Raw genomic sequence first — 25,604 nt, forward strand, 5'->3', positions numbered from 1 at the left:
ATTAGTGATTAATACTTGTCCACATTGTTCTTTGCAACATAGTATCCGTCACCAATTGAAACTAGTTCTTGGCCGTTAACGCTCTTAGCTTCACCGGCGATTACTTTAGAACCAGCTAGAATAACATAGCCGTCTACGCGCTTGCCGTCAGCGTCATAAACATATGAGTTCTGTGAAAGTTCAGCATTTGAGCTTACGCCAGCAGCAATCACGTTATTAGCTTCAATTAAAATTGAACCAAAATTCCTTGCTTTGACGTAACGATTATTAGCAGTGATGTAGTAATACTTACCACGAATCTTCACTGGGTCACCGTAAACGCTAACTCTGGTCTTCTTCTTCAAGAGTTTCTTACCAACACGTTTGCCCTTACTGTTATAGACAAATGCATTCTTCTTTAAAGTACGCTTCCGACTATTAACATTGTGAACAGCGATGTAAAGATTCTCACCAACTTGGTAGAAATCACGGCCATTAATAGACTTGGTACCGTACGTTGTAATCGTCGAACCCTTCTTAGCTACTAATAGGTTGGCACGCTTACCTTCTTTGTTGTAGAAGTAAGCATTGTGCTTAAGCACTTTGGAAGCCGCATTTGTTCTATCAAGCTTACCGTTAGTTCCGTTAGTCCCATTGTTACCATTGGAACCGTTAGTTCCGTTAGAGCCATTAGAACCGTTAGAACCACCGGAGCCATTGGAACCGTTGGTTCCATTATTACCATTGGAACCGTTGGTTCCATTATTACCATTGGAACCGTTAGTTCCGTTAGAGCCATTAGAACCGTTAGTTCCGTTAGAGCCATTAGAACCACCGGAGCCATTAGAGCCATTAGAACCGTTAGAACCGTTAGAACCACCGGAGCCATTAGAACCGTTAGAACCGTTAGAACCGTTAGAACCACCGGAGCCATTAGAACCATTAGAGCCGTTAGAACCACCGGAGCCATTAGAACCACCGGAGCCATTAGAACCGTTAGAACCATTAGAACCGTTAGAACCGTTAGAACCACCGGAGCCATTAGAACCATTAGAACCATTAGAGCCGTTAGAACCACCGGAGCCATTAGAACCGTTAGAGCCGTTAGAACCACCGGAGCCATTAGAGCCGTTAGAGCCGTTAGAGCCGTTAGAACCATTACCATTTACGACGTTATTGATTGCATCAATAGCGTCTTGCTTGGCTTTATCAACCTCATCCTTGCTATTAGAGTTATTTACTTTGTCTTTAGCATCAGAAGCAATTTGGTCAATCTTATCTTTTTCTTTTTGCTTCTCTTCATCGGTCTTATTCTTATCTTTGTCTATCTTATCTTTGGCTGCATTAGCGGCATCATCGATTTCTTTATTGGCATCAGTCTTTTGTTGTTCAAGACCTGGAGTATTGGCAATAGCATTGATTGCATCAATACCATCTTGTTTGGCCTTGTCAACTTCACCCTTGTTCTTGGCATTATTGACTTTATCCTTTGCTGCTGCTGCTGCGGCATCAATGGCTGCTTTATCTCTTTGCTTTTCAGCATCTGTCTTGGTCGGGTCTTTATCAACCTTATCCTTAGCAGCGGCAGCAGCGGCATCGATTTCCTTATTAGCATTAACTTTTTGGTTATCAAGGTTATTATCAACTACAATTTGGTTAATATTTGATGTTCCCTTGTCCTTAGCTTGCTCAATTCCATCAGCAGTTGTACTATGGTTGATTTCATCTTTAGCGTTGGAAGCAGCCTTGTCAATTTCATCTTTTTCCTTCTGCTTCTCTTCATCAGTCTTGTTCTTGTCCTTGTCTACCTTGTCTTTGGCATCTTGGGCAGCCTGATCAATTGCAGCAATGGCATCCGCTTTTTGCTCATCAAGTGATTTGCCAGGAACATATTGTGCATCAATTGCTTTGATTCCTGCATTCAGTTGATCCCTAACTTCTTGAGATAGGATTGCACGATTAATTGCATTTTGGGCTTTTTGAGATTCTACTTCGACATTAGCAATTTGTTGCTTCTTAGCATTTGTAGTTAAAGTTACATCATTATTGATTGCATCCTTAATTGTATTGGCTTCCTGCACAATTGCAGTAATAGCATCAACCTTTTGCTTAGCTAATTCAGCAGCAGAAATGTATTGTGCGTGAATTGCAACTATACCATCGTTGTAGGCCTTTTGGATGCCTTGAGCATCAATTGCCTGACTAATTGTGTCAAGTGCTTTTTGCTTTTCATCGTCTACTGCACGGGTTTGTTGCAACTTAGTGGCATCATCCAGCGTAGCATCCTTACTAATAGCAGTTTTGACAATTGCTGCTTCGTCATTAATTAATTGCTTAGCATTATCTTTCTGCTCTTGTAAAGTTACTGCATTAGATACATATTGAGCATCAATTGCCGTAATACCATTGTAACGAGCAACTTTAACTTCCTGCGCATTACTTGCATCGTCAATTGCTGCCTTGGCTCTAGTTACCTCAGTATCAACATTAGTTCTTTGCTTATTCTTAGCTGTACTATCTAAACTTGGGTCATTATCAATTAAAGTCTTAACTTTAGTTGCTTCTTGATCAATGGCCTTGTAGGCTGCTAACTTTTGATCTGATAGAGAAACATTATTTCCAACATGCTCGCTATCAATCTTGGCAATTCCATCATTTCTAGCATCAATGACAGCTTGAGCATTAACTGCTTGGTCAATTGCATTTTGTGCACCCAATACATCTCTATCGACGGCACCTTTTTGTTTAGATTTAGTTGCATCGTCTAATGAGTCATCGGCATCAATTTCGGCCTTGATTCTAGTTGCTTCAGTATCAATGGCTTTTTGAGCAGCCTTCTTTTGATCTTCTAACGCCTTACCTGGGATATGATCGCTATTAATTCTCGAAATTCCCAATTCTTTTGCATCGGTAATGCCCTTAAGGTCAGTTGCTTGGCTGATGCTTGTTTTGGCCGCTGTGGCATCTCTGTCAACATTAGCCTTTTGGACTGCCTTAGTTGCATTATCCAAAGTCACATCATCATTGATTTGAGCCTTAACTCTTTCAGCTTCATCATCGATAGCTTTTTGTGCATTAGCCTTTTGTTCAGGGAGTGAAACTGTATTTGGAATGTGGTCACCATTGATCTTGATGATCCCCGCTTCCTTGGCATCCTTCACCCCTTGGGCATTAATTGCTTGCTCAATCTTGTTTTTGGCATCTGTAGCGTCTTTATCGACGTTAGCCTTTTGTGCTGCCTTAGAAGTTCCATCAAGGGTATCATCGGCATCGATCTCACCCTTAACCTTGGTAGCTTCCGCATCAATGGCTGCCTGAGCTGCCTTCTTCTGATCTGGTAAGGAGATGCTATTAGGTACGTGATCACTGTCAATCTTGGCAATTCCCGCGTTAGTGGCATCTTTTACGCCTTGCGCATCAGTTGCCTGACTAATATTAAGCTTGGCTGCTGAAGCGTCTTTATCAACATTGTTCTTTTGCGTTGCTTTTTCAGCATTATCAAGGGTAACATCCGCTTCGATTTCTGCCTTAATCTTAGCAGCTTCGGCATCAATAATTGCTTGAGCGTTAGTCTTTTGCGCTAATAGTGAAGTACCATTTGGAATGTGGTCACCATCAATCTTGATGATCCCGGCACTCTTGGCATCCTTCACCCCTTGGGCATTAACTGCTTGCTCAATCTTAATCTTAGCGTCAGCGGCATCCGCATCAACGTTAGTCTTTTGCGTTGCCTTTTCTACATTATCAAGCGTTGGATCGGCATCGATTTCTTTCTTAATCTTAGCTGCTTCCGCATCAATCGCTGCTTTAGCCGCATCCTTTTGATCTGGTAGGGAAATACTGCCTGGAATGTGGTCACCATCGATCTTGATAATGCCGGCATTCTTGGCGTCATTAACACCCTGGGCGTTGGTTGCCTGACTAATATTATTCTTAGCAATTGCGGCATCTTTATCAACATTGCCCTTTTGAACTACTTTTTCTGCGTTATCAAGCGTTGGATCGGCTTCAATTTCGGCCTTGATCTTGGCAGCTTCCGCATCAATGGCTGCTTGGGCATTGGTCTTTTGATCTGGTAGAGAAATGTTGCCTGGGACGTGATCGCTATCAATCTTAGCGATTCCGGCATCTCTGGCATCATTAACTCCTTGAGCATCAGTTGCCTTGTTAATGTTTGCCTTGGCAATCGTTGCGTCGGTATCAACGTCACCCTTCTGCTTATTCTTAGTAGCCGTGTCTAAGGTCGCATCCGCATCAATTTCGGCCTTGATCTTAGTGGCTTCGGCGTCAATGGCTGCTTGCGCATTGGCCTTTTGCACTGGCAAGGAAACACTACCTGGAATGTGATCACCATCGATCTTAATAATCCCGGCATCCTTGGCATCCTTCACCCCTTGGGCATTAGTGGCGTTCATAATGTTAGTTTTAGCAGCGGCCGCATCAATGTCAACGTTAGCCTTCTGCTTGTCTTTAGCCGCCGTGTCTAAGGTCACATCGGCTTCAATCTCACCCTTAACCTTAGTTGCTTCCGCATCAATGGCGGCGATTGCATTAGTCTTTTGATCTGGCAGGGAAATATTGCCTGAAACGTGGTCACCATCAATCTTGATGATGCCGGCTTCCTTAGCGTCTAGGACAGCTTGGGCATCCTTAGCGGTATTAATCGCTGCCTTCGCATCAGCCGCATCCTTGTCCACGTCACCCTTTTGCTTGGCCTTAGTAGCCGTGTCTAACGTTTCATCGGCATCAATTTCGCCTTTGACCTTAGTGGCTTCCGCATCAATCGCTGCCTTAGCGGCATCCTTTTGATCTGGCAGGGAAACACTACCTGGAATGTGGTCACCATCAATCTTGATGATCCCGGCATCCTTGGCATCCTTCACCCCTTGGGCATTAGTGGCGGCATTAATCGCTGTCTTGGCATCAGCTGCGTCCTTGTCCACGTTGGCCTTTTGCGCGGTCTTTTCTTTACTATTAAGCGTGACATCCGCATCAATCTGACCCTTAACCTTAGTGGCTTCATTCTCGATCGCCGCGATCGCATCAGCCTTCTGCACTGGCAGGGAAACATTGCCTGGAATATGGTCCGCATCAATTGCGATAATCCCCGCTTCCTTGGCATCCTTCACCCCTTGGGCATCCTTGGCATTAGTGATGTTGGTTTTGGCAGCGGCCGCATCTTTATCCACATTAGCCTTTTGCTCATTCTTAGTGGCCGTATCTAAAGTGACATCGGCATCGATTTCACCCTTAACCTTAGTAGCCTCGGCATCAATCGCTGCAATCGCGTCAGTCTTCTGTACTGGCAGGGAGATACTACCTGGAATGTGGTCGCCATCAATCTTGATGATCCCCGCTTCCTTGGCATCGTTAACCCCTTGAGCATTAGTGGCGCTGTTAATGTTTGCTTTGGCAATTGCCGCATCAGTATCAACGTTAGCCTTTTGCTCATTCTTAGTCGCCGTGTCTAAGGTCACATCCGCATCAATCTCGGCCTTAACCTTAGTAGCTTCGGCATCAATCGCCGCAATCGCATTCGTCTTCTGCACTGGCAAGGAAATGCTGCCTGGAACGTGGTCACCATCAATCTTGACGATCCCTTCATCCTTGGCATCGATTACTCCTTGAGCCGTAGTTGCACTGTTGATCTTGTCTTTAGCAGCGGCCGCGTCACGATCGACATCAGCCTTTTGCTTGTTCTTAGTGGCCGTGTCTAAAGTGACATCCGCATCAATCTCGCCCTTGACCTTAGTCGCTTCGGCATCAATCGCCGCAATCGCATTTGTCTTGCGGTCAGGCAGCGAAATGTTACCTGGAACGTGGTCACCATCAATCTTGATGATCCCCGCTTCCTTGGCATTCTTGACTTGTTGAGCGTTAAGGGCATTATTAATTGCCGTCTTCGCATCCGCTGCGTCTTTGTCAACGTCACCCTTTTGTTTCTTCTTGGTGGCGTCATCTAAGGTTGAATCGGCATCGATCTCACCCTTGACCTTGGTGGCTTCGGCATCAATCGCCGCAATCGCTGCCTTCTTTTGGTCAGGCAAGGAAACACTACCTGGAATGTGGTCACCATCAATCTTAATAATCCCGGCTGCCGTTGCGTCTTTAATCGCTTGGATATTAGTGGCACTATTGATGGCTGCCTTAGCATCCGCTGCGTCTTTATCAACGTCTCCCTTTTGTTTTACCTTGGTTTCATCATCCAAAGTTTCATCGGCATCGATTTCACCCTTAATCTTAGTGGCTTCATCATCGATTTGCTTGCTGTAATCTTTCTTTTGTTGATCAAGCGCAATCCCAGCTACGTGGGCGGCGTCAATCGCTGCAATCCCAGCTTGCTTGGCCTGATCAACTTGGGCTGGCAATACTGCCTTATTGATATTATCTTTGGCAGTTGTGGCCGCCTTGTCCACATCACCCTTTTGCTTGGCCTTAGCTGCACTATCAAGCGTTGGATCTGCATCTATCTCGCCCTTAACCTTAGTCGCTTCGGCATCAATGGCCGTATTAGCGGCCTGCTTCTCTACGTCTAAGGGGTGGTAAACATAAGTGATTTCATCTGTTCCGTTGCCGAATTCAAACTCTGAGCCAACTTCTTTCCGCTGACCGTTCACAATCACATGGTCTAAGGCCCAGTTATTGGCATCTGGAGCTGCTGGTAGCTTAATTATTTGGCCGGTAATACCGTCAATTTCAAATGGTGAATTAGGAACAATCCGGTTGCCATTGGTATCTTGCAGGGTCGGATTAATCTTTTGATTGTTACCTTCTACATAAATCGTTACGATTGGATTATTTTCTGATACTAAAGTGGTCTTAGGTTGGTTAGCTGCTCCTATCGCATAATGATAACCAGCTGGCACATTGTCTTCAGTATAGTACTTGTTTGTCCAGTCAATCGTGTTGCCATAGTTAGCCGGTGTTACACCACCAACTGCTTCTTTACCGGTTTGACCTGATAGCGGTGAAGTCAGAATCCGATCTTTATGGTTAACATCAACGTATTGGTAAGTAACGTTCTGCTTAGTCCCGTAGACATAGACCTTATAAGTATAAGTAGTACCTTCCATTGGGGTAAGTCCAACCGACGCCTGTCCATATGTGTCACCATTGTCATTGTCGTTAGTCGGGTCACCACCACTTTGAGCATCTGCTTTAGCTCCAGGGAAAATTTGATTTCCGAGCGCCCACATGTAGTTCTTAGGCATATTCTTGACAACAATATCACTGGTAATCAGGGGCAGGTATTGACCAATGTAGGCATCTTTATCGAGCGGAACTTCTACTGGTCCACCAACATTCTTACCATTCTGGTCAACGTATTGCACATTAACCTTACCAACTGGAATCGCAATCGTCTGCAATTCACGTGTAGTTGGCGTAACAATATTGGAAACCGCCGTGGTCCCATTTAAGTCCGTGACCGTGGCCTGACCATTTCTAACCACCATCTGAGCGAACTTAGCTGTATTGTCTCCCGCAGTACTGTTGGTTTGTGAATTATTTCCTAACCACGTCTTAATGTTGGAGTTGTTTAAGGAAACTGTCCCTGCACCAGAAATAATCCCTGCACCAGTTGCGACTGGGTTACCATTACCATCTTGAATGGCCAGGTGCAACTGCTTGGGTGAAATAAAGGTAACACTGGACGAGTCATTAACCCGAATTACCGAATCGTTATATCTTTGGTTAATATCAAAGGTGGTGCCTGCATTGAATACTGCCCGTTGTGTACCCCACAGACGAATTGCATTAGGTTGGGTCGTAACAGGAGCGGACAAGTTGAAGTTTTGTCCAAACTTATACTGCGCAACTGAATTACCACCCTGCGTTCCGTTTAAGAAGTACTGGAAACCAGTCTGCGTCCACTTAACGTTGTCACCAACGGTTACCCCATTAATGTTGTTATACATCGCTGGGTAGTTAGCTGGTGTCCCGTTATAAGTATAGGCGGTGTTAGAAGAGCCATCACCCATGGTTATCTGATTACCGTAACCTACACTGGCTTGCGGTGCCACATATGACATATAAAATTCAGAGAACCGAATATCGTTACTAGTTCTATTCATAGTAACATGCCCATTGTTGGCAAAGTCAATCATCCCAACGCCACGTGTAACCTCGTTTGAGATGTTAAAGACATTGTTGCCTGAGAAGGTAATCTTAGAACCATTAGCCATTAAAACGTGAATTGGGTTATAACCATTAGACGTACTGCTGGACAAAGTTACATTATCAATGTTTACTTTAAGCCCTGCACCATTTGATGAATATACCAGCGAGCTAGAGTCCCCGTCATTACCCGGGAACCCTTGTTGGAATTTTCCGTTAGTAATCGTCACCGTTGTCAGGTTAGAATATGGCACACCAACATAGGAGAAAGTCTGCCTATTCAAATCAATCGTATGGCCGTTACCATTAACAACTACACTGGCCCCAGCAGCACGGTTGCCAATAGTTCCCCCCGTATAACTGATGTCACTAGTAATATTAATGTAGGTTACACTAGCATCAGTCCAGGCCGCTGCTAAACTATTAAAATCCGCTACATTTACTACCTTTTGTTTATACTTATCCGGATTCGTGATTTGATCAGGAGTGGCAATATTCATCGAAGTTGGGGTTGAACCTGCTGGCTTGTCAACATCCTTGTTAAAGTCATCACGCGCGCTGTCTGGGTCAGCGCCAACCGTTACATTCTTAGTAGCATCATAACCAGCAACTCCGATGTCCCTTGGCTTAGCTTCAAGTTCCGAGTTGACTTCATTTGAATTATTAGGCTTAGTGGCCGCATCATCTGATAAACTCGTATCCATTACGTCAGTTGGAATTTCAGCTGCAGGAATGTTAACTGAAGTGCTGGCAGGCTTTGAAGCGCTCTTCAACAAGTCAGCGGATCGACTACTCTGCTTTGTGCTAGTAGAACTCTTAGCACTAGCAGCACTTGAACTAGACTTCAAAAATGAATTGAGGCCAGAAAAAGTTGCTAAACTACCTTGAGCAGCAGCTTTCGACTTCTTAGCCTTAAGCTTCTTGGAGCTCACTTTTAACTTTCTAGGCTTGGCTGCTTTAGTTTTGGCAGATTTGTCCGCTTTTCTGAGCAAACTAGCCCGATCAACACCTGCTTGATAACTGGCTGTAATACCAGCACTAGCCTTGTCCAATACTGTCTTAATACCAGCTAAATCAGTCGCTGCATTAACTTTATCCTTAGCATCACTAAGTAAAGCCTCAACCGCTTTTACCTGCTTAGCCTTAGTAGCAGTGCTTAAGTTCTGATCTCCATTGATCCTCTGCTTAGTACTAGTAGCTGCAGTGCCCAAGGCATTTAAAGCATTTTGTTTAGCTTCATCTACTGCTTGATCGTCAACCTTTTGTTGGGCCGACTTATCAACTCCAGCCTGATTACTTTGGCTTTCAATTTCAGTAGCTTTTACTTCTTGAGCACTTACCGAACTAGTCGATTGAGAGAGCACCGCTCCTCCACCTAGCATAAAAGTCAAGAGGGAGTAGCTGACTAGCCAGCCCTTTTTACTTTTATGCATCTTATAGTTGGTATTTTTGACTTCTTCAATCATTTTAAATCTGTTCAAAATATTTCACCCTCTATATTGTTTGCATTTATCATATTACTCCGACATTAAAATAATATCATAAACATTAAATTCTTTCCATAATTATTCTAATTATAAATAAAAATCGTAAAAAAGCCTTATATCACACACGTGATCTTGGTATGTACATTACGCTTATATATGCTATTAAAGATTTTAAATTGACTAATTAAATTTTTATACTCCTTATTCTATAGTATTCCTTATAATGCTTAATGTAGCTTTTATTTATAATCGAATCTCAAATTATTTAAAATACTATACAATCAGCAACCTACTGACTAACCTATAAATTGCGGTAACATTGTGCTATTTATTTTCTCCCTATATCATTTGAATAAAAATTTGCTTCTGATCACATGAAAAATACCAGCTTAAGACCTGGAGCTTGAATTGACCACGATAATTTTGCGGTGTGCGCTAAATTTCTAAACCCTGCACGCCAAAGTGCTGGTATTGCCCTGCCCAAGTATCAATTGTTTGATGTGAGCCAGCACCAATTATTTGGGCCACATCATGGCTGCCATAGCCTTCTTTAAGCAATTTGAGTGCCTGTAATTTTTGTTCGACGGTAAATTTAACCATAGTAAAACCCTCCAGATGGATTTTGGTCCAATCTAGAGGGTTAACTTCACTAGTTTATTTGAAGCAGAGGCTTCTTTTATCATTTGAGCTAGCTTAAGCAATTACTTGGGTCAAGTAGCCATCTTCTTTATTTGAGAGTTTTACGCGCAAAATTTATTACATTAGCTTTGACAACGTAGTATCCATTACCAATTTCAATAAAGCTTTCCCCGTTAATCGTTTTGGCCTGGCCAGCATTAATTTTAGAACCGGCCTTTAGCGTATACTTATCTATGCGCTTACCGTTTTCATTATAAAGATAGGAATTGTGAGAAAGTTCAGCATTAGAGCTTACGCCAGGTGCTAGTGTTTTTCTAGCTTCACTTTGAATTGAACCAAAATTCTTGGCCTTAACATAATGCTTACTATTAATAATGTAATATGACTTACCGTGAATCCTTACCGGATCGCCATATACATTAACCTTAGTTCTCTTTTTCAAGATTTGCTTACCGACCCGTTTACCATTGTGGTTGTACACAAAGGAATTCTTCTTTAAGCTTCGTTTGCGGCCGACAACATTACCAACAGCAATGTAAAGCTCCTTACCAATATGGTAAAATTCACGTCCATTAATAGTCTTGCTACCATAGGTTGTTATGGTAGAACCCCGCTTAGCAATCAACAGATTGGCCCGCTTGCCCTGCTTGTTGTAGAAATACGCATTATGCTTAAGGACCTTAGATGCTGATTTAGACTGCTTAGGCTTAGTTTCAGAACTGTCAGACCCAGTACTACTTGCATTATTCGAGCTATTTGTCCCATTCGCACCGGTTGAGCTGGTTGAAGCGCTAGAACCATTCGAGCCAGTATTGCCTGCATCACTACTATTATTAGATCCATTAGAACCAGTGCTACCAGAACTTCCGCCTGTATTGCCGGACCCGTTTGAGCCATTGGAACCATTGGAACCATTACCATTGCCATTCACGATATTATTTATTTCATTAATACCATCCTGCTTAGCCTGATCAACTTCACCCTTGTTCTTAGCTTTATCAACTTTGTCCTTGGCAGCTGAAGCGGCACTATCAATTGCAACTTTGTCCTTTTCCTTTTCAGTGTCAGTCTTATTCTTATCTTGATCAATCTTGTCCTTGGCAGCTTGCGCAGCCTGGTCTATTTCCTGCTTGGCCGCTTCTTTTTGATGTTCAAGGCTATTGTTTACTACAAGCTGGTTGATAGCCGCCAGGCCATTTTCTTTGGCCTGGTTGACTGCATCAGCATTCTTACTTTGATTGATTTCGGCCTTAGCTGTTGAAGCGACGGCAGCAATTGCGTCCTTTTCTTTTTGCTTCTCTTGATCAGTCTTGCTGGTATCTTTATCAACCTGGTCTTTAGCAACTTGGGCAGCCTGGTCTATTTCCCGCTTGGCAGCGGCCTTTTGTTCATCAAGCGGCTTGCCCGGAATATATTGAGCATCAATTGCCTTAATACCAGCAGCTTCACAGTCAGTAACTTCTTGAATATTTTTAGCGCGGTCAAGCGCATTTTGCGCTTTTTCTAATTCAAGGTCAACGTTGTGGGACTGTTGCTTTTTGGCATTGGTAGTCAAAGTCGAATCATTATTAATCGCGGCTTTAATCGTGTTTGCTTCTTGGATCAATGCATTCTTAGCAGCTTGCTTTTGAATATTCAAAGCAGTACCCGGTACATGTTGAGCATTGATCGCAGCGATTCCAGCACTATATTCCTTTTGAACGGCTGCTGCATTGGCTGCTTGACTGAGTTGATCTAAAGCTTTTTGTCTCTGTGCTCCGACAGCTTTTACCTGCTTATTCTTAGTAGCTTGATCAAGAGAATTATCGCTATTAATGGCTTCTTTTACTATATTAGCTTCATCATTAATCAACTGCTTGGCACGTTCTTTTTGTTCATCTAAGGACATCGAGTTTGTCACGTATTGGGCAGCAATATTGGTAAGCCCATTGGTCAGTGCAGCACTAATTTCCTGGGCAGTTGCTGCGACTTGAATATTACTCTTTGCGGTCATCACTTCTTGATCAACAGCCGCAATCTGAGCTGCTTTAGTCTTGTCGTCCAGCGTTACATCATTAGTAATCTGATTCTTGACTTTGGTTGCTTCCTGATCAATTAGTGCATTAGCCTTGGCTTTTTGTTTATCTAGGCTGTTACCTGTTACATATTGGGCGTTTATAGCAGCAATGCCATTATGCAGAGCAACCTTGACTTCCTGGGCAGTAATGGCCCGGTCAATCGCTGCCTTCGCATTGCTGGCAGCCATATCAACATCGGCCTTTTGCTTTAACTTTTCTGCATTAGTTAAAGTTATATCTGTCTCAATCGCTGCCTTAACCTTTTTGGCTTCAGCTTCAATCTTGGTTTGCGCAGCGACCTTTTGATCTGACACCGTGCCATTTGGCACATAATCGCTAGCAATCTTAGCAATACCGGCAGTCTTGGTATCTTTCACACCTTGCGCGTCAACTGCCTGCTCAATCTGTTCCTGAGCAGTGGCTGCATCACGGTCTACGTTAGCCTTTTGCTCAGACTTAGCAGCATCGTCTAGACCCTGATCAGCCTCAATCTGCTCCTTGACTTTTACAGCTTCAGCAGCAATCGCCGCTTTAGCCTTGTCCTTTTGTTCCAACAATGAAATTGCATTCTTCACGTGGTCATTATCAATCTTGATAATGCCTAATGCAATAGCATCTTTGACCGCCTGAGCATTGATTGCCTGATTAATCTGCTTTTTGGCGGCGGAAGCATCACGGTCAACATTAGCCTGCTGAATCGCCTTTGTATCATCATCTAAAGTTACATCAGCAGCGATTTCACCCTTGATCTTAATTGCTTCTTGGTCAATTGCATTTTGGGCTGTAGTCTTGAGACTGTCTAAGCTGCCATTTTCGCCAGTAATATGTTGAGCAGTAATTGCTGCTATCCCATTGTTTTTAGCGGTTTTAATAGTTTGAGCTGTGGCAGCATCATCAATTGCAACTTTAGCTTTTGTTACCTCACTATTAACATTCATCTTTTGTCTTGCCTTAGTGGCATCATCTAAAGTTGGATCGGTGTCAATTTCTGCCTTAATTCGAGTTGCCTCAGCATCAATTACCTGCTTGGCCTCTAACCTTTGATCAGACAATGACTTTTGATTGGACACATGGTCACTATTGATCTCGGCAATGCCAACTTCTTTTGCTTCCTGAACACCCTTAGCAGTGGTTGCCTGGTTGATGTCGTTTTTAGCTGCGGCTGAATCCCGATCAACATTAGCTTTTTGTTTATCTTTAGTAGCATCGTCCAAGGACGAATCAGCAGCGATCTCGTCTTTAATCTTAGCTGCTGCTGCGTCAATTTCCTTAATGGCCTCAGCCTTTTGAGTGGGCAGAGAAGCATTATTCGAAATGTGATCACCGGCAATTTGGGCAATGCCAGCCTGTTTAGCATCCTTGACCGCTTGGGCGTTACTTGCATTGTTAATGCCTGCCATAGCTGCTGCAACATCAATATCAACGTTAGTCTTTTGGGTTTCCTTTTCTGCATCGGTCAACGTCTCATCTGCAGCGATTTCACCTTTAACCTTGCTTGCTTGTGCATCAATTTCTTTAATGGCATCAGCTTTTTGATCTGGCAGTGGGGTGCCTAGAACATGGTCGGCTGTAATCTTAGCTATACCAGCAGAAGTTGTGTCTTCTAGGGTCTGAAGATCAGTAGCCTGGGCAATGGCAGCCAGAATTGTTGTAACATCATTATCGACATTAGCCTTCTGCACCGCCTTAGCAGTATCATCTAGAGTTACATCAGCAGCAATTTCGGCCTTAACGCTATTGGCCGCTTCATTTATTTTATTTACAAAAGATGGTTTTTGATTGTCAAGTGACGGTCCTGATTGATGAGCAGCATTAATTGCGGTAATCCCATCAAGCTTGGCTGTGACCACTTCATTGGCATTAGTTGCCTGGTTAATGTTAGTTTTGGCAGTAGCTGCTGCTTGAGTAACCGCATTTTGCTGTGCAGCCTTAGCAGCGTCATTAAGAGTTGCATCAGCTGTAATCTCAGCCTTAACCTTAGCAGCTTCATCATCGATTGCAGCTTGAGCCTTATTTTTTTGTTCATCTAGAGACTCAGAATTTGAAACATGGTCGCCGTTAATCTTGACAATACCGGCTTCCTTGGCATCTTTGACCGCTTGGGCATCACTGGCACTATTAACAGCAGCCTTGGCAGCCGCAGCATCAGTGTCAACGTTACCCTTCTGCGTAGTCTTTTCAACCGCAGTCAAGGTGCTATCGGCATCAATCTCCCCCTTAACTTTAGTTGCTTCAGTCTCAATGGCCTGATTAGCATTAGCTTTCTGAGTTGAAAGGGCAACACCCGGAAGATAGTCAGCGGTGATTTTAGCAATGCCAGCTGCTTGGGCAATAATTACCCCGTCAGCATTAACGGCTTGGTTAATGGCAACTTTAGCAGCCGCAGCATCAGCATTAACGTTAGCTGTTTGAGCAGTCTTCTCGGCTACGGTTAAATTATTATCGGCATTGATGATGTCCTTAACCTTGTTAGCTTCATTATCAATGATTGTACTTGCATTAAGCTTATGGTCTGGCAAAGAGATACCAGCCGGAACGTGGCAGGCATTAATTTTAGCAATGCCATTATTTTGAGCATTCTGCACGCTTTGGGCATCGCTTGCCTGATTGATGTCAGCTTTTGCTGCTACTGCTGCTTGATCAACGTTGACTTTTTGCGTGGCCTTCACAATATCTGTCAAAGCACTATCTGCATCAATCTCATCCTTAACTTTAGCTGCTACTTGATCAATTGCTTGAACTGCATTGATTTTCTGGTCTGGCAAGGAGACAGTGTTAGGCACATGAGCTGCATTAATCTTGATAGTGCCACTATCCTTGGCATCTTTCACCCCTTGGGCATCGCTTGCTTGATTAATAGCAGCTTTAGCCGCATCAGCTGCTGAATCAACGATAGTCTTTTGATTAGTTTTCTCAATGGTAGTCAAAGTGCTATCTGCGTCAATCTCACCCTTAACCTTAGTTGATTCAGTTTCAATAGTCTGATTTGCAGCTGACTTCTGATCCACTATTAACTTACCGGAAACATGACATTTTTCGATTTGGTTAATACCAGAATTCATTGGATAATTTATCCAATTAATACCAGGCGCTTGGTTAATAGCATTAATGGCGTAATTTGCAGCGTCATCCACATTGGCCTTTTGCGTGATCTTCTCTGCATCAGTCAAGGTAATATCGGAAGCAATTTCACTCTTGACCCTGATAGCAGTATCATTAATCCGCTTGAGGGCCTCAGCCTTCCAGGCATCAAGCGAGCCAGGAAGATAGTCCGCCTTCAATTTGGCAAGACCTTCATCATGGGCATCCTTAACGCCTTGCGCATCAACGGCATTAGTGATAGCAGTCTTAGCAGCCGCGGCATCAGCGTCAATATTTGCCTTTTGCGCAGCTTTATCAGCAGCGTTTAAGCCTAAATCACTATCAATTAATTGCTTATAATTATATGCTGCATTGCTAATATCTTTAATTCCGTTGCTCTTTTGCTCCTCTAGAGTAAGGACATAATAGTGAGCAGCTTTAATTTGCGCAATGGCTTTATCCTTTATTTCTTGAACACTTTGCGCATCAGTAGCCTTCTGAATTTCACTGGTAGAGGAAGTGTAAAACAAAACTATTTGGTCAACTTTGTCTTTTTGAGACTGCTTGCCAGAATTATCTAGGTTCACATCGATATCAATCTCACCCTTAACTTTAGTTGCTTCAGTTTCAATAGCTGCAATGGCAGCAGCCTTAATGGCAGCTAAAGTGCTTTGCAGGTGGTCACCATCAATCTTGATGATCCCGGCTTCTTTTGCATCTTTGACCGCTTGAGCATCACTGGCACTATTAATAGCAGCCTTAGCAGCCGCAGCATCAGTGTCAACGTTACCCTTCTGCGTAGCCTTCTCAATGGTAGTCAAAGTGCTATCTGCGTCAATCTCACCCTTAACCATAGTCGCTTCAGTTTCAATAGTCTGATTTGCAGCTGACTTCTGGTCAGCCAATGAAGCACCAGCAATGTGGGTCTGCGCAATAAGGGCTAAGCCTTGATCCCGGCTGTCAATAACCGCCTGCGCGTCAACTGCACTATCGATTGTAGTTTGATAAGTAGTAACAAGTTGGTCAATTTGTTCTTTTTGAGACTGCTTGGTCGCTGCCAAAAGGGTGGTATCAGCATCGATTTCATCCTTAACCTTAGTAGCTTCAGCCTCAAGAGCGGCTTTAGCTGCTTTTTTGGTATCATCTAAAGACACGGTATTTGAAACGTGGTCAGCCTTGATTTTAACAATGCCAGCGTCTCGCGCATCCTTGATAGGCTGCATATAAGGTGCCTGATTAATGGCATCTTTTGCAGCCGCAGCGTCAGTGTCAACGACGGCCTTTTGAGCAGCTTTTTCGGTGGCCGTTAAAGTGATATCGCCATCAATTTCGCCTTTGACTTTAGTTGCCGCATCATCAACCGACTTACTTGCTTTTGCTCTTTGTTCTGTTACCGGAACACTACCTGATCCAGGATGCAAATGAACATATTTTAAACTCTCGATACCTTCATCTAAAGTCTGCTTCAAATACGAGGCCGACAATAACAAATTGATTTTTTCCCTTACCTGATCCGATGAAATAACAAGATTAGATAATTCTTGTTGCTTTTCTTCAGCGGTTAAAGACAAATCATCATCAATATCTGCTTTAACCTTATCTACTGCCTCATTATATTTCATTAAAGCTTGTTTCTTTTGCTCTTCTAAAGATACGGGATTAGGAATATGAGATGCGTTAATCTTGATAATACCGTCATCCCTTGCCGCTATAATAGCTTGCTCATCGGTTGCTTGGGTAACCTTTGCATAAGCATCAGAAAAAACTTGCCCCATTTGTTGCAATTGCTCATTTTGAACATTCATGTCCAATGTCGGATCTTGTGATATATCTTGATAGATCTTGGAATTTTCTGCGGAAAGTGCCGTTAAAGCTTCTTGCCGTAATTGCTCAAGCGAATCATCCCGGCCAGCAATTACTAGCTTATTGTCCACCAGACTAGTATCTGATACATCAGTCGCAATCTTATCAACGGGAATATCAACTGATGTACTGACTTTTGAATCAGTGCTTAATGAGTCAGAGGATTGCGACTTGTATAGAGCCCCCTTCGAAGCAGCTTTTGACCTGGTCTCCAAGTATGAATTAAGGCCCGAATATGTTGATAACTTGAACTTACTCTTTACCAATTTAACCTTAGGTGTAGGAAGATGATAGCAAGCATTAATACTCTCCGTTGTTTTTTCAACCAGTGTTTGTATACTTGCTGGATCTGTAGCGCCACTAATTTTAACTTGGGCGTTATTAAGTAGTTTATCGACCGCCTTAAGTTGCTTAGTTTTTTCAGCAGCAGACAGACTCTGACTAGCCGAAATCTTTTGCTTTGTGGTATTAGCTGCTGCTAATAATACCTGATTACCACTTGCTTGGGCCTGCTTAAGCGAAGTTGTTTCTGCTTTTGGCAATGCTAGTTTAGCTGTTTCTTCAGTCTTACGCTCAAACTCAGCAGCTTTAACAACTGAAGTCTTGTCAGCCAAAATCAAGGAACCCCCGCCTAACATAAATGTCAAAACCGAGTAGCTAACTAGCCACCCTTTTTTACTTTTATGCATTTTGTAGTTGGTATTCTTAATTTCTTCAATCATCTTCTTATTCAATACAATTCACCATTTCTTTTCCATAAATCTACAATAGTCATATTAATTATCTTTAGACATTTTAATATTTTATCATGGTTTTTAGGTACTTTCTATGACTATTACCATTAATCTTTTATCCCTTTTTACTTTTACTGGCAAAATATGTTATCGCATTTTAACTTTAACTAGAGCCTGCCTCAATCTTGACAGGTCTAATTACTTCCTCAAGCGCACTTAAAATAAAATGTGGTTAAATCTGTTTTTTGCCACCAAAAAAGCTGATAAACTATGAAGTTATCAGCTCTTGGTAATTTCACCTTTAAATACCTATCTACCAGCTCTACTTAGGCTATATGCATAAACAATGGGTACAATAATCACGACCAGTAGAATGATGACAAACAGCCAGTTGTTTGGGAGAAATGACGTGCATAGTAAAACCAATCCGCCAACCATAAATAACCAACCAGTTAGGCGATGAGTTTTTTGCCAATTAGTCGAACTGGCTAATGTCCATGGTAATCTAATCCCTACGACGCGGTTAGGCCTTGTTTTAGGTAAATAATTACCAAAAATCAGTAGCAAAAGACCAAATAATAAGTTAGCGATCACCGACATTCTTAAGCGCTGGCCGAGTGCCACCAGATAAAGCGTAAAGCCAAGTACGTTACTCATCACCGGGACCAGCCAAAGTGTAATTTCAACTAGCTTAAAGTTAAAATCCTGACCTTTAGCTTCATGAGTCCAGACAAAGAGTACTATCAGCTGTAACAACAAAAGCAGCAAGGGCATTCCCACTACCACCAAAAACTTATTGCTAAAACCGTTAGGCACATTATTCAATCCGAAATGCGTTGCCATTTTTGCTGGTAGCCTTTGATACAAGAGCAATCCCACTAATAGCGGCAAGACGGTCAATAAACTAGTAACAACAACTGTTTTACGATAATTATTTTTCTTCATCCTGATTACCTTTCAAGTCAACTAACCATGCCATTATTTCTTCTAGAATAGAAGTATTCAAGGAATAATAAATGAAATTTTTTTGGCGTTCTTCACAGATTAAATCAGCCTTTTTCAATACATTAAGGTGGTATGAAACAGTGGCTTGCGTCATCTCAAAATGACTGGCAATTTCACCAGCAGACATTGAACCATGCTTTAGCAGCTGTAAAATCTTCCGTCTGGCTGGGTCGGCCAGCGCCTTAAAACTAACCTCGAACCTCACATTTTCTCCTTTCTATTTAGATGATTATCTAAATAGTATCATAATTTTACTAAAAAGAAAAGAAGCTCCTATCTCATTGAAGATAGGAGCTTCTTTGTTATTTAAGTTTACTTATTCGGTTGCCTAATTAACTAAAAGTTCGTTGCTTTAACAAACTTATTGTGACCTACTGCGTAGTATGCTTCGCCATGAATCTTCACTGGACTGCCGTAAGTTCTGACAGTTTGATTCTTCTTCATCACTTGCTTAGCCACCCGGCGGCCAGACTTATTGTAGACATAAGCCTGGGTCTTGAGCTTACGAGTAGTTCCTACAACATTTTCACTTGCGACGTAACGGCCGTCACCAATAGAAACGAAACTTTGATTGTTAATCTGCTTGGTCTCACCAGTTGTAACCTTCGAACCCGCCAGTAGAACATAACTCTCTACCCGCTTGCCCTCTCCGTTATAGACGTACGAGTTATGGAAAATCTCGGCATTTGAAGTTACGGTAGCAGCAAGAGCACTAGTAGCTTCAATGGTGATTGAACCGAAGTTCTTCGCCTTAACATAGCGCTTATTACTAATGACATAATAAGCTTTTCCATGAATCTTCACTGGATCGCCAAACGTATTAACCTTAGTTCTCTTCTTTAAGAGCTTCTTGCCAACACGCTTACCTTTTCGGTTGTATACGAAGGAATTCTTCTTCAAGCTCCTCTTTTGACCAACCACATTATTTACAGCAATGTAGAGATCATCGTCAATTTGGTAGAATTGACGGCCGTTAATACTCTTGGTCCCGTAGGTAGTTATCGTTGAGTTCTTCTTAGCAATCAACAGGTTGGCCCGCTTGCCATCTTTATTGTAGAAGTAAGCATTATGTTTAAGCACCTTAGAAGCTGCTTTAGACTTATCAACCTTAGTAGCCGAATTGTCGGCAGCATCGGAACCATTGGAGCCGTTTGACCCATTTGAACCATTCGAACCGTTTGCGCCGTTAGAACCATTTGCACCATTGGAACCATCAGTGCCAGGATTGACAGAGCCACCATTCCAAGAACCATTCGAACCACTGCTATTTGCAATAGTATTAATTGAATTAATCCCGGCTTGTTTAGCTTGGTCTACTTCAGCCTTACTCTTAGAGTTATTAACTTTATCTTTGGCTGCGGTTGCGGCTGCATCAATTGCTAACTTATCTCTTTGCTTCTCCGCAGCAGTCTTACTTGTATCCCGATCTACCTTATCCTTAGCAGCCTGGGCAGCCTGATCAATTTCCTTATTGGCATCAGTCTTCTGTTGAGTAAGACCGGTGACAATTTCGCCAATGGTATTGATTCCGTCTTCCTTAGCCTTGTCAATTTCATCCTTGTTCTTAGAATCATTAACTTTATCTTTGGAGGCAGCGGCGGCAGCATCGATTGCGTCTTTGTCTTTTTGCTTTTCGCTATCGGTCTTGCTAGTATCCTTATCAACCTTATCTTTAGCATCTTGGGCGGCTTGATCAATTTCTTTGTTAGCCTCTTCTTTTTGATGCTCAAGGCTATTGTCGATTACAATTTTATCAATGGTTGCTGTCCCATTTTCTTTAGCATGGCTGATTGCATCTGCATCCTGGCCTTTGTTGACTTCATCTTTAGCGGCGGCAGCAGCGGCATCAATTGCCTCTTTTTCTTTTTGCTTTTCAGCATCCGTCTTGGTGGTATCTTTATCAACCTTGTCCTTGGCAATTTGAGCGGCTTGATCAATTTCTTTGATGGCTTCAGCCTTCTGCTGATCAAGTGGTTTGCCTGGGATGTGTTGAGCATCAATGGCAACAATACCAGCATTTTGCTTGGCATTAACATCTTCAACTGTCCTAGCACGATCAACTGCATTTTGAGCTTTTGCTAATTCCAAGTTGACATTGAGAATCTGTTGATTCCTAGCATTAGTGGTCAAAGTTATATCATTATTGATTGCTGCCTTAATCGTTTCAGCTTCTTTAGCTAATTCATCCTTTGCAGTCTGTTTCTGGGTATCTAATGGAATTCCCGCTACATGTTGCGCATTGATGGCAGCAATTCCGTCTGTATAAGCTTTTTGGACAGCAGACGCATTGGCAGCTTGACTAACTAGGTTTAGTGCCTTTTGTAGCTGCATATCAACAGCTTTAAGCTGCGCATTCTTGGTCGCCTGGTCAATAGAATCATCACTATTGATTGCTTCCTTCACCACATTAGCTTCAGCGTTAAGCAACTGGTTAGCATTATCTTTTTGGGCAGCTAGAGACAGGGTATTAGTTACGTATTGTGCATCAATACTGCTAATCCCGCGATCACGCGCATCTTTAATTACTTGTGCATCTGTAGCATTCTGAACATTAGCTTTTGCCGTTGCTACTTCTTGATCAACCGCTGCAATTTGGGCTGTTTTAGCATTATCATCAAGAGTTGAATCATTAGTGATCTTATTCTTAATTCTAGTTGCTTCTTGCTCAATTGCGGCAACCGCCTTAGCTTTTTGGCTTTCTACGCTGTCACCTGCTACTTGCTGTGCATCAACGTCAGCAATTCCATTGGTCAGAGCGATCTTGATTGCTTGGGCAGTAGTTGCAAAGTCAATTGCTGCTCTGGCATTACTTACAGCTCGATCAACATTAGCCGTCTGCTGCGCCTTATCTGCGCTAGTCAAGCTATCGTCAGCATCAATTGCGTCTTTGACCTGCTTAGCTTCAGCATCAAGCTTAGCCTGTGCAGCTGCCCGCTGATCTGAAACTGAGCCCATTGGCACGTAATCACTAGTGATCTTAGCAATACCGGCCGTCTTGGCATCTTTTACGTCTTGAGCATTGAGGGCCTGGTCAATCTGCGCCTTGGCAGCAGTTGCATCCCGATCTACGTTAGCTATTTGTGCAATCTTAGTAGCATCGTCTAAGCCTTGATCAGCCTTGATTTGGGCCTTAACCCGGTCAGCTTCGATCTCGATTGCTGATTGAGCACTCTTCTTTTGTTCTGGCAATGATGTACCGTTCTTCACGTGATCACTGTCAATCTTATTTGTTCCTGTATGCGTAGCATCTTTCACAGCCTGGGCATTAGCTGCCTGGTCAATCTTTTTCTTAGCAGAATTTGCATCTAAGTCAACACGAGCTTTTTGAACGGATTTTGTTTCATTGTCTAAAGTTGCATCAGCATCAATTTCATTCTTGATTTTGCTTGCTTCGGCATCGATTACAGCTTGCGCCGCCGTTTTTTGACTTTCCAGGCTGCCATTTACGTTTTCAACATATTGTGCATTGATCGCAGTTATACCACTGATTTTTGCAGCACTAATCTCTTGCGCGTTAACTGCTTGATCAATCGCTTGTTTAGCCTTGGTTATTTCTTTATTAACATTAGCCTTTTGATTAGCTTTAGTATCATCATCGAGGGTACTATCGGCATCAATTGCGTCTTTGACCTGCTTAGCTTGAGCATCAAGGGCTGCTTTGGCATCCAGTTTTTGATCTGATATCGATTTATTGCTTGATAGGTGATTTTTACCGATTTTTGCAATACCGTTATCTTTAGCATTATTAATATCTTGAACAGCAGTTGCCTGACCAATATTAGTTTTAGCTACATCAGCATCCCGATCAACATTGGCCTTTTGAGCAGCTTTAGTTTGACCATCTAAACTAGTATCAAGGTCAATCTCGGCCTTAACCCTATTAGCTTCATCATCGATTGCTGCCTGGGCCTGCTTCTTTTGGTCTACCAGCGAATCATTACCAGCAACATGATCGCCATCAATCGTAGTGATTCCAGCATTTTTAGCATCAATTACGCCTTGAATATCGACCGCACTATTAATGGCATTCTTAGCAGCGACTACATCAGCATCAACTTTGGCTTTCTGGGTTTTTTGAGCGAGATAGTCAAGCGTGCTGTCCCCATCAATTGCCGCTTTAATCTTAGCTGCTTCATCGTCGATTGCTTTGACAGCATCCGCCTTTTGATTTGCTAATGGTGTCCCTGGAACGTGATTACCCTTGATTTGGTCAATACCAGCAATCTTAGCAGCACTGATCTCCTGGGCATCAACGGCCTGGTTAATCGCATCCTTAGCCACTGCTGCAGTGGTATCAACAGCCGCTTTTTGAGCATTTTTTTCAGTAGCAGTTAAAGTACTATCGGCATCAATGTCACTCTTAACTTTAGTTGCTTCAGCGTCAATTGCTTTGACAGCATCCGCTTTTTGATCTGCTATCGAAACATTATTCGGAACATGAGTATTATTAAGCTTAGTAATGCCATTATCCTTAGCATCTTTCACAGCTTGGGCGTCAATGGCCTGATTAATCGCATCCTTAGCCGCTGCTGCAGCGGTATCAACATTAGCCTTCTGGCTGGCCTTAGTGGCAGCATCAAGGGTGCTATCGGCATCAATGTCGCCCTTAACTTTAGTTGCTTCATCGTCGATTGCTTGGACAGCTGTTGTTTTTTGATCTACTAATGGTATTCCAGAAACGTGATTACCATCAACCGTGACAATACCTGCACTCTTAGCAGAATTGATACCCTGGGCGTCATTGGCTTGGTTAATCGCATCTTTAGCCGCTGCTGCAGCGGTATCAACAGCCGCTTTTTGGCTGGTCTTAGTGGCAGCATCAAGAGTGGTATCGGCATCGATAGCATCCTTTACCTTGCTTGCCTCATCATCGATTGCCTGGACAGCTGCTGTTTTTTGGTCAGGTAAGGAGACAGTATTTGAGACATGGGCTGCATCAATCTTGGCAATTCCCGCAGCTTTAGCGTCTTTGACAACTTGGATATCAGTTGCCTGATTAATCGCATCCTTAGCTGCCGCAACTTCAGTATCAACAACCGCCTTTTGGCTGGTCTTTTCTGAATCAGTTAAAGTACTGTCAGCGTCGATAGCATCCTTAATCTTGCTTGCCTCATCGTCGATTGCCTGGACAGCTGCTGTTTTTTGGTCAGGTAAAGAGACAGTATTTGAGACATGGGCCGCATCAATCTTGGCAATTCCTGCAGCTTTAGCATCTTTTACACCCTTAGAATCAGTGGACTGATTAATTGCATCTCTAGCAGCAGCAAATTCGGTGTCAACAGCCGTTTTTTGGCTGGTCTTTTCTGAATCAGTTAAAGTACTGTCAGCATCGATAGCAGCTTTAATCTTAGTCGCTTCGTCTTCGACAGCGTTAATTGCCTCCATCTTTTGATCTGGCAAAGAAACATCATTAGAAACGTGATCGTCATCAATTTGGTCAATTCCTGCAGTTTCAGCATCCTTGATACTTTGAGCATCACTGGCATTATTAATAGCTTCTTTGACAGCAGCAAGATCGGCATCAACCTTGTTTTTCTGTGCAGCTTTCTCAGTGTCGTCTAAAGTTAAATCGTCGTCAATTTCACCCTTAACGGCTTCAGCTTCATCATTAACGTTACTGATAGACATGGCTTTTTGAGTGGCCAAATCAGCACCGGCTACATGAGCAGCATTAATTGCGCTAACGCCAGAAGTCTTGTTACTTTCAACAGCGGTTTCATCAAGTGCACTATCAATAGCTGCCTGATATTGGCTGACATAATTATCAACGTCTGTCTTTTCCTTATTCTTATCAGCATTAGTCAAGGTTACATCGGTATCGATTTCTCCCTTAACCTTAGTTGCTGCTGTATCAAGTGCGGCTTGGGCGTCCTTCTTTTGATCATCAAGCGAAGAACTCTCATCACGATTAGCTACAGTTGACTTAGTTTCAGACAAAGTAGACTCTGGTACATCAGTATTAATTTCACTCACGGGAATATTAACTGAAGTGCTTGAAGTCTTAACACCAGCGGTCAGAGCACTAAAGCTGGGACTCTTCTCCAAGGTAGCTTTAGCAGCAGCACCGGCTGACTTTGTCTTCAAGTATGCATTAAGCCCTTGGTAGGTTGACAACTTAGCTGTAGATTTTAAAGTTTGAGCATTACTTGTTGCTACTTTACCTTTAATAGCAGCCTGATAACTAGCCTTAATGTTAGCTGTAGCAGTGTTCACAACCGGTTCAATCTCAGCAAGGTCAGTGACTGCTGCCACCTTTAACTTGGCAGCACTGAGTGCAGCATCGACATTTTTAGTTTGTTCAGCTTTTACCTCACTAGTTAGATTTTGATCAGCTGTGATTTTTTGTTTAGTGCTGTTAGCAGCAGTTTCTAAAGTAGTAACTGCTGTTGTTCTAGCCTGCTTAACGACATCGGTCTCGGTTCTTAGTAGCGCGGCCTTATTTACACTAGCTTCACTTGTCTGGCTCCCAATCTCTGCCGCCTTGACGGTTGAGGTGTTATTCGCCAAAACTAGTGCACTACCACCCAGCATGAAGGTCAGAACGGAATAGCTTACTAGCCAGCCCTTCTTACTCTTATGCATCTTATAATTCGTGTTTTTTATTTCTTCAATCATTTCTATTTTTTTCAAAACGCTAGACCTTT

Annotated in this window: 6 protein-coding genes; all 6 read right to left on the reverse strand. The window is 42.8% G+C overall.

The features are described from left to right. Nucleotides 1-8: 8 nt before the first annotated feature. The 6 genes from R8389_RS05905 to R8389_RS05930 all read right to left on the reverse strand — a co-directional run bounded on the left by R8389_RS05905 (nt 9) and on the right by R8389_RS05930 (nt 25,590). On the reverse strand, nt 9-9,575 hold the full coding sequence (locus R8389_RS05905) for a DUF1542 domain-containing protein (protein ID WP_317637107.1): 9,567 nt from the start codon (nt 9,573-9,575) through the stop codon (nt 9-11). 441 nt (nt 9,576-10,016) lie between these two features. Next, complete coding sequence (locus R8389_RS05910; RefSeq protein ID WP_317637108.1) at nt 10,017-10,181, reverse strand: terminase gpP N-terminus-related DNA-binding protein; 165 nt, start codon at nt 10,179-10,181, stop codon at nt 10,017-10,019. A 127-nt stretch (nt 10,182-10,308) separates the two neighbouring features. Continuing rightward, nucleotides 10,309-17,955, reverse strand: coding sequence for a DUF1542 domain-containing protein (locus tag R8389_RS05915; protein WP_317637109.1), 7,647 nt, complete (start codon nt 17,953-17,955; stop codon nt 10,309-10,311). Between the two features lie 309 nt (nt 17,956-18,264). Next, entirely contained in the window at nt 18,265-18,900 is a 636-nt protein-coding gene (locus tag R8389_RS05920) for an SdpI family protein (RefSeq protein WP_317637110.1), read from the reverse strand. Further along, a complete protein-coding gene (locus R8389_RS05925; protein ID WP_317637111.1) occupies nt 18,887-19,165 on the reverse strand; it encodes an autorepressor SdpR family transcription factor in 279 nt (92 codons plus the stop codon). Before R8389_RS05925 ends, R8389_RS05920 begins: the two co-directional genes overlap by 14 nt. A 131-nt stretch (nt 19,166-19,296) precedes the next feature. Further along, a complete protein-coding gene (locus R8389_RS05930) occupies nt 19,297-25,590 on the reverse strand; it encodes a DUF1542 domain-containing protein (RefSeq protein ID WP_317637112.1) in 6,294 nt (2,097 codons plus the stop codon). Between the last annotated feature and the right edge of the window lie 14 nt (nt 25,591-25,604).

It is taken from the genome of Lactobacillus xylocopicola (genome assembly GCF_033096005.1).
Taxonomy (GTDB): Bacteria; Bacillota; Bacilli; order Lactobacillales; family Lactobacillaceae; genus Lactobacillus; species Lactobacillus xylocopicola.